Genomic DNA, 6,220 nt, shown 5'->3' with positions numbered 1-6,220 from the left:
TTCTTTACACCTACCTGATACTGTTTATACAATATCTTTACCTGAACGTTCAGCACCATGCCTTTTGAACACAGCACCTTCAGGTGGTTTGCAAACTCTGTCTGCACAGCGTATGCGGTAGACCTACCACCATCTTTTATTCAGCATTGAAAAGAACTATCCTCTCCTTTTCATTCGTGACACACCCAACAAAGGCGGCAAGAATGCACCTTAAAATAGGTGGTCTTTTGCCTATTTCTACTGCCGTTTTTCATTCTGCCAGTTAGTAAGACAAAGCGAATTTTCTGCCCGTTTGGCTTGTGTTTGACACGGGTGTTTACCGCTTGATAAATTTTTGAGAGTTTTTATTTTATTTTAAATACCTTATGGACCATAAATTTTCAAGAATCTTAAACCGCTAAACATCATATAAAGTACATAATGGAAGCACATTAATTCTTGACATCAAAATCCGTTAATAACTATTTGACAAAACTTACATTTTTTAAACTAATCAGTCCAAATTAAACCTAAATGAATCTTATGAAAAAGAAAGCAGGCATTGTATTGTTATTATTCGTATTTCATACAGCTATGGCAGTAAGGAATTGCGAGCCAATTGTCCCAATTAATGGAGAAGAGCACAGAATGGCTTATGTGGGAGGCATGGATTGTTGTTCTGGTTCAGGAATGGCAGCTGTTGAAGTTTATAATTGTTACAGCTTTTTTGGATGGTTTAGTTATTGTACTTACGACCGAACCTATTATACGGATGCAAGCACTGCGGCTCAAGCAAATGCTGGTGCAAATGGATGCAATGGGCTGGCATAACATTTAGTAAATCAAATAAACATTTAATATTTTATGAAAAATCTTTTTTTTCCTTACTGGTCTTACTGATTTCAAGTTGTTCAATCAACGATAAATCTGAGATAATTAATAGTAAATCTCTCTCTCCTGAAATCGGCATTTCTAACAGAATTTCTTCACTACTACAGAATAGCGGTTTACCAACGAGCACTTTTGAAAAAAAGGAATGGTTAAAAAATCATACTTGGGCAGACGCTGAAAAAATGTCTTATACTTTCAAAGTAAAAGAAAAAAACCTTTCTGCTTCTGATTTGGATATGTACAATAGCGAAGTATCAAGGTTAATTTTATCTGATTTTAATCTTTTAAATTCTCAGAACAAAAGCGATTTAGATAAAATCAATTCTTATGGTGCTTTATATTTTAAGAGTGGTGGAAATGACGTCAAAGTTTTGTTTCAAGTTTTAAAAAAGGCAAAACAACATAATTTGTGGAACGAGAAAAAAATAAACGAAGCTACTTGGTACACAAATAAAATGCTTGATTTGAAAGTTGAGAAATATAATAAATTGCTTGATATGCATCAAGAAACAATCAAAGAGAAACCATATCTTAAAAAGCCATTAGAAGCTGATGATGCAGGTCTGAAATTACTTCTGAAGGACTATAAGGCAATAAAACCTGAATTATCTAATTTTAAAGTACAAGAGCCTTTATCAAAAGATGATTTCATGAAATAATTTCTAAGAGCGAGCCACTTTAATAGCCCGCTCTCAATGGCGCGAGTGTGACACTCGTGTCATTCATTAAAAAGCAGCGCCGCGTAGGCTTCCAACCTTCATCAAACAAAACGATCAGAGACCTTGAAATGGCAAACACCGCACCGGCGGACCGTGAGCCAGGAGGCTCGTGCTATCGAATTACCTCCTAAAAACCCGCATCAAATACACCGTCAAAACCACAATCACCACTTCAAAAACCAAGAGTGCATTGACGATGCCTACTTGGTCAGAAAGGTAGCCTAAGAAAACGGCGGGGATGCCGAAGCCGATGTAGCCAAAAAACAGATAGCCCGATACGGCGCGGGCGCGTTGCTGTCCGCCGTAGTTGGCAATCAACGCCAAACCGCCGACATACGAGTAGCCATAAGCCGCCAAACCGATGATGGCCGTTCCCACTAAAATTACGGGCAAAAGCGCGAGAAAGCAGCCTAAAATTACTAATCCAAATCCCACAGGCACCAAAATATATCCAATTCTAACCGAGCGTTTGGGGTCGTTTTGACGGATAAAAGGTTGTAGAAACGCGCCAGTCCAGTTGATCAATACCAAACAAAAACCTGCGTAAGGCGTGAGATTGAATTTGGCCAATTGCGTAGGAATAATGGCAATGACAATCCCCGTTACGGCCCAGCAAATCGCAATCGCCATGTTGACGGGAAAAGAGCCTTTTGGGAAATAAGGCAATCGAATGATGTTGCCGCCAATGGGTTTGGGATTGGGCAGCGTAAAAAGCAGAATCAGCCCAACCACCGTTACTCCCAACAGAAGATAATAGGTCGGCGGCACGAGGTTAAAATCAAAAAGCAGGTACAAAGTGGTGGCCAAAGCGCCGCCGCTGAAACCAATCGCGGTAGAAAGAGAAGCCAAATTGGCGGCTTTGGTAGCGGCCATTTTCTCGTGTTGCAGTACTTCCGCCAAATAGGCCGTGCCCGTTCCCATACTCAACGCAAGGGCCACGCCCTGAAGCATTCGGGCAAAAACCAGCGCCGTCACGGTCGGAAAAAGCGTAAGCAGCAACGTAGCGAAAAAGGAACACAAGACGCTGATAATCAAAATAGGTTTGCGGCCTACTTTATCCGAAATCCCTCCCAGAAAAATGTAACAGGGAAGCATTCCAGTAATGTAAGCCGCTAAGACCAGCGCCGTTTGGCCGTTGTTCAAACCTGCCTCGGCCGCGTATACCCGAAAAAGGGGCATCGCAATATTGACGGCAAGCGTGATGAGCAACAATCCAAACGAAATAATTCGGAAAGGCGGCATCAACATACGCCCGTCTCAATATCGCACGCTTCGCCTTCCACAGGCGCTTGGATGGGTGCTTTGACGGCAATTTCGGGTAAGGCTTCCAGAAATAATTCCGTAGGTTGCGCTCCCGACACGGCGTATTTGTCGTTGATGATGTAATACGGCACCCCGCTGATGCCCATCAGGCGGTTTTGGTACAACAGTTGGTCTACTTCCTTCGTGCCTGCGGCAGAAGTAAGGATTTGACGGACTTTTTCTGCGTTAAGACCTACGGCTTCCGCCAGTTTTACCACGTTTTCGGTATCGGCCAAATTGACTTTATCTTCAAAATACGCTTTGAAAAGTGTTTCTACCATCTCCAATTGCTTGCCTTCCTGTTGGGCAAACCACACCAAACGGTGTAATCCGTGGGTATTGGGAGACACTTCCTGATTTTCCAAATCGAAGTTCAATCCTTCGCCCGCTGCTACGCCCGACACTTGCTGAAGAATCTGATGATAACGCTCTTCGCTGCCAAATTTAGCAATGAGCCTTTCTTTTCCATTTTCACCTTCTACGGGAGTTTCGGGTGCCAGCTGAAAGGGTAAATAGTTGATTTCAAAAGTGTAGTTATCCTTCAACTGCGTCACGGCTTTTTCTAAACGCCGCTTTCCGATGTAGCACCAAGGACACACTACATCCGATACAATGTCTATTTTAAGATGGGGTTTCATTAGAGAATAATGAGTGAATTAGTGATTTGTGTATGAGAGATTGGGGACTTCAAAGTTGAATTTTCCCAACCAAAAGCTACCTAACTAACAACGAAATCGCTAAATAAATCCCCGTTTTAAAAAATACTGACGACAACATAAAATCACAGGAGGAGAGAATTCAATGCCTGCCGGCGCAGCGAATTCACTACTTTTGCAGGCGTATTTACCGATCATTGCCACATGACCTATTACCAAGAGCAAGTCATCGAAATCAGACGGAATATGTATCCCAAATCCTATCTCTACAAGCAGCTCAAGCAAGCCAAGGAGTTTATTGACCGCCACTTTGCAGAGCATATAGACCTTGACGACATGGCAGGCGAAGCTTTCCTGTCAAAATTTCATTTTATTCGACTATTCAAATCCATTTATCACCAAACACTGCACCAATACCTAACGGCGGTACGAATTGAAAAAGCGAAAGAACTTTTTAAAAACCAACACAACGGTAGCCGAAGCATGTTTTTCGGTAGGTTTCGACAGCATCAGTTCGTTTAAAGGGCTTTTTAAACGCTATACATCTCTGACACCTTCCGGCTACCAAAAGCTACGAAGGCAGGAAAATACGACCGCTTCCTGCCCGTGTCTGCCTTTTGGGTTTATGCTGCAAAAAAGCAATTTTCGAGACCCATTTAAAAAAGGCATTACAGACCTTTGTGCCATCAAACACTAAACAACGCATTGCATGAAAATCAAGCTGACAAGTGTCATGGTCGATGACCAGGAGAAAGCCCTGAAATTTTATACGGAAATACTGGGATTTGTTAAAAAAACGGAAATTCCGATGGGCGAACATAAATGGCTGACGGTTGTAAACAGGACGGGGTTGAATTATTGCTTGAACCCATGGGCTTTGCTCCTGCAAAAACCTATCAGAAAGAATTGTTCGAGGCAGGCATTCCGCTTACGGCTTTCCAAGTTGCTGACATTCAACACGAATATGAAAGATTAGAAAAGTTAGGGGTTGCGTTCAGCATGAAACCCACCCCCATGGGAGCCGTTACGTTGGCCGTGTTTGAAGACACCTGCGGAAATAATATTCAGATATATCAAGTGTAGCCCACACCTTGACAAAATTTTCAGTCTTAAATCCATCTTCCACCTCGAAGATGGATTTTTTGCGTTTCCGAGGTCGCAATCTCCTCCACTAACTTTTATCTTAGTGACTGAAAATAAGTAGAATGCGTTGGCACACCCTTTAAAATGAGATGCTTCTTCAACACCCGACTTTCAGTAATCCATTTTTTTATTTAGCAACTAACCAATGAAAAAGTCCCTTTTTTTTCTGACAGTGATTGGGCTGATAAGTACCCAACTACAGGCTCAGTGGAAAGATTTGTTTAATGGCCGAAACCTGTCCGGTTGGGATACCTACTTGGGCCCTCCCTTTCCCGCAGTAGGCGAAAACCGCACCGGAGTACAGCCCATCGGGCTAAACACCGACCCAAATAAGGTGTTTTCAGTTGTGAAGCTCGAAGGTGAAAATGTAGTGCGCATCTCGGGAGAAAATTTTGGGGGCATTTCAACCAAAGACGAATTTGAGAATTATCATTTGAGGTTGGAATTCAAATGGGGAAAATTGAAATGGCATCCGAAAGAAAACTCAAAAATGGACAGTGGCTTGTTGTACCACGCCAACGGAAAACACGGAGCCGATAGCGGATTTTGGATGCAATCGCAGGAATTTCAGATTCAGGAAGGCGATTGCGGCGATTATTGGGGCTGCGCGGGGGCAATTTTTGACGTACCGGCCGTGAAAGATGCCAAAGGTGAATACCACTATTCCAAAAAGGGTGAACTGCTTACCTTTCAGGACAAAACATCCGTTGGCAGGCATTGCATCAAAGAACCCGACGCCGAAAATCCGACGGGCCAATGGAATACCGTAGACCTGTACTGCTTTGGCGATACGGCCGTCCACGTCATCAACGGGAAAGTAACGATGGTGCTGTATCATTCCAAACGCAAAGTCGAGAATGGACTTGAACCGCTCAAAAAAGGAAAAATACAGATCCAATGCGAAGGTGCTGAGATTTTTTACAAAAACATAAAAATTGAACCCATTGCCGCGCTCCCTGCTCAGTTGACGGGAAATTAAGTTTCATTATTCGACTCCTTCGGGGTCGTCTGTTTATAGCTTTTAGATTCTATAAACATCTGACCACGGAGGCAGGCATGATTTACATCACCCAACTCATCTACATCAAAGAAGGGCAGGAAAAGATATTTCATCAATTTGAAGACATTGCCATTCCAATCATTTCGAAATATAATGGGCAATAGCTCTTGAGAGTACGCCCAACGAAAGAGACCATTGTGGAAAGCCGCATCGAAAATCCGTACGAAATCCATCCGGTGTCCTTTCGAGCAGAACCTGATTTTCAAGGATTTATGAAAGACAAAGAACGAAAACAGTTTTTACATTTGAAAGAACAGTCCATTCGTTGGTTGGTGCTTTATAAAGGGCAACAGTTGTAAGAATTGGCTTTTTGCTCCAATTATAGTCGAATAATTACTCCTCTGAAAAAACAAAAGGGCAGTGCGCGCAAAGTAATGCTATAACAAAAAAATAGACAACGGGGGCAAATGCCTAACTTTGGAGTGACTAAACTCAAAGATTATGTACCTATTTTGCCCAAGTTGTCACAG

At 42.5% G+C, this 6,220-nt stretch carries 9 protein-coding genes and 1 pseudogene; 8 read left to right on the top strand and 2 right to left on the bottom strand.

Annotated elements, in window-relative coordinates; translation table 11 throughout:
• The first annotated feature begins 522 nt into the window (after positions 1-522).
• Both Q0081_RS00430 and Q0081_RS00425 read left to right on the top strand, forming a co-directional pair.
• Positions 523-810, top strand: coding sequence for a hypothetical protein (locus Q0081_RS00430; protein WP_298348114.1), 288 nt, complete (start codon positions 523-525; stop codon positions 808-810).
• Complete coding sequence (locus Q0081_RS00425) at positions 792-1,529, top strand: hypothetical protein (RefSeq protein WP_298348113.1); 738 nt, start codon at positions 792-794, stop codon at positions 1,527-1,529. The genes Q0081_RS00430 and Q0081_RS00425 overlap by 19 nt, the downstream gene beginning before the upstream one ends.
• 180 nt (positions 1,530-1,709) lie before the next feature.
• Here Q0081_RS00425 and Q0081_RS00420 read toward each other — a convergent pair whose 3' ends face one another.
• A complete protein-coding gene (locus tag Q0081_RS00420) occupies positions 1,710-2,831 on the bottom strand; it encodes an MFS transporter (RefSeq protein ID WP_298348111.1) in 1,122 nt (373 codons plus the stop codon).
• Positions 2,831-3,529 carry a DsbA family oxidoreductase gene (locus tag Q0081_RS00415; protein WP_298348110.1) on the bottom strand — a complete coding sequence of 233 codons (699 nt, stop codon included), beginning with the start codon at positions 3,527-3,529 and terminating at the stop codon, positions 2,831-2,833. Before Q0081_RS00415 ends, Q0081_RS00420 begins: the two co-directional genes overlap by 1 nt.
• A 222-nt stretch (positions 3,530-3,751) precedes the next feature.
• Here Q0081_RS00415 and Q0081_RS00410 point away from each other — a divergent pair, with 222 nt between their 5' ends.
• The 6 genes and pseudogenes from Q0081_RS00410 (at position 3,752) to Q0081_RS00390 (ending at position 6,049) form a co-directional block, all read left to right on the top strand.
• Entirely contained in the window at positions 3,752-4,069 is a 318-nt protein-coding gene (locus tag Q0081_RS00410) for an AraC family transcriptional regulator (protein ID WP_298348109.1), read from the top strand.
• Positions 3,981-4,244 (top strand): AraC family transcriptional regulator, encoded by a 264-nt coding sequence (locus tag Q0081_RS31765; RefSeq protein WP_409034034.1) that lies wholly within the window; start codon positions 3,981-3,983, stop codon positions 4,242-4,244. The genes Q0081_RS00410 and Q0081_RS31765 overlap by 89 nt, the downstream gene beginning before the upstream one ends.
• Before the next feature lie 12 nt (positions 4,245-4,256).
• Positions 4,257-4,328 (top strand): annotated as a pseudogene (locus Q0081_RS00405) (VOC family protein); the annotation flags it as partial.
• Between the two features lie 41 nt (positions 4,329-4,369).
• Positions 4,370-4,630, top strand: coding sequence for a VOC family protein (locus tag Q0081_RS00400; protein ID WP_298348108.1), 261 nt, complete (start codon positions 4,370-4,372; stop codon positions 4,628-4,630).
• Between the two features lie 205 nt (positions 4,631-4,835).
• Positions 4,836-5,669 carry a DUF1080 domain-containing protein gene (locus Q0081_RS00395; RefSeq protein WP_298348107.1) on the top strand — a complete coding sequence of 278 codons (834 nt, stop codon included), beginning with the start codon at positions 4,836-4,838 and terminating at the stop codon, positions 5,667-5,669.
• 188 nt (positions 5,670-5,857) lie between these two features.
• Positions 5,858-6,049 carry a hypothetical protein gene (locus Q0081_RS00390; protein WP_298348106.1) on the top strand — a complete coding sequence of 64 codons (192 nt, stop codon included), beginning with the start codon at positions 5,858-5,860 and terminating at the stop codon, positions 6,047-6,049.
• The last annotated feature ends 171 nt before the right edge of the window (positions 6,050-6,220 follow it).

It is taken from the genome of Runella sp., from assembly GCF_027484545.1.
Lineage (GTDB): Bacteria > Bacteroidota > Bacteroidia > Cytophagales > Spirosomataceae > Runella.
The sequence above is the reverse complement of the archived record's forward strand: the minus strand, read 5'-3'. Positions and strand labels throughout refer to the sequence as shown.

Bases quoted from the DNA above. Each gene is read 5' to 3' on its own strand.
- Q0081_RS00430 (WP_298348114.1), top strand. From the start codon at position 523: ATGAAAAAGAAAGCAGGCATTGTATTGTTATTATTCGTATTTCATACA.
- Q0081_RS00425 (WP_298348113.1), top strand. From the start codon at position 792: ATGCAATGGGCTGGCATAACATTTAGTAAATCAAATAAACATTTAATA.
- Q0081_RS00420 (WP_298348111.1), bottom strand. From the start codon at position 2,831: ATGCCGCCTTTCCGAATTATTTCGTTTGGATTGTTGCTCATCACGCTT.
- Q0081_RS00415 (WP_298348110.1), bottom strand. From the start codon at position 3,529: ATGAAACCCCATCTTAAAATAGACATTGTATCGGATGTAGTGTGTCCT.
- Q0081_RS00410 (WP_298348109.1), top strand. From the start codon at position 3,752: ATGACCTATTACCAAGAGCAAGTCATCGAAATCAGACGGAATATGTAT.
- Q0081_RS00400 (WP_298348108.1), top strand. From the start codon at position 4,370: ATGGCTGACGGTTGTAAACAGGACGGGGTTGAATTATTGCTTGAACCC.
- Q0081_RS00395 (WP_298348107.1), top strand. From the start codon at position 4,836: ATGAAAAAGTCCCTTTTTTTTCTGACAGTGATTGGGCTGATAAGTACC.